General features: G+C 68.2%; 1 protein-coding gene. It reads right to left on the reverse strand.

The genetic code is table 11. The features are described 5' to 3' along the window. Positions 1–995, reverse strand: a 995-nt coding sequence (locus IO39_RS43400; RefSeq protein ID WP_043637663.1) for a complex I subunit 1/NuoH family protein, incomplete at both ends; no start/stop codon positions are given.

Below are 995 nucleotides of genomic sequence, written 5' to 3' on the forward strand. Positions count from 1 at the left end.
CCGTGGTAGTGCGGCAGGTCGAGCGGCGGCACAGGGAAGCCACCGGCCGCCGGCTCCTCGGACAGTTGCTCGAACTCGGCGTCCACCTGTGCCTTCATCGCCTCCTTGCGCCGCTGGTTCACGGTGTCGAACCGCATCCAGATGGCCAGCGCGCCGATCACGATGGCCACGCCCAGCCCGATGCCGAGCGTGCGGTCGCCGTCGTTGACCACCACGTTGCGCACCGCGGCCACCAGCAGGATCCAGGCCAGGTTGACCGGGATCAGCACCTTCCAGCCCAGCGACATCAGCTGGTCGTAGCGCACCCGCGGCAGCGAGGCCCGCACCCAGACGATGAAGCAGAACGTCAGCACGAACTTGATGAAGAACCACAGCACCGGCCACCAGCCCTGGTTGGCGCCCTCCCAGAACGTGGTGATCGGCGCCGGGGCCCGCCACCCGCCCAGGAACAGCGTCACGGCGATGCCCGAGGCGGTGAAGGTGTGCAGGTACTCGCCCATCATGATCAGAGCGAACTTCAGCGACGAGGAGTACTCGGTCTGGAAGCCGCCGACCAGCTCGCCCTCGCCCTCGGGCAGGTCGAACGGGATGCGCGCGGCCTCACCGAACATGCACACCACGTAGACCAGGAACGACGGGATGAGCAGCACCGCGAACCAGGTCTGCTCCTGCGCCTTGACGATCTCGGAGGTGGACAGCGTGCCGGCGAACAGGAAGATCGCCACGAACGACAGGCCCATCGCGATCTCGTACGAGACCACCTGGGCCGCCGACCGCAACCCGCCCAGCAGCGCGTACGGCGAGCGCGACGACCACCCGGCCAGCACCACGCCGTAGACCGAGACCGCGCCCATGGCCAGCATGAACAGCACCGCCACCGGCAGGTCCACCAGCTGCAGCGGGGTCTCCACCCCGAACAGGTTGACCACCGGCCCGAACGGCACGATCGAGAAGGCCAGGAACGCCGGCACCACCATGATCACCGGCGCGAGCAG

The sequence above is a fragment of the Nonomuraea candida genome, assembly GCF_000725485.1.
GTDB classification, from domain to species: Bacteria; Actinomycetota; Actinomycetes; order Streptosporangiales; family Streptosporangiaceae; genus Nonomuraea; species Nonomuraea candida.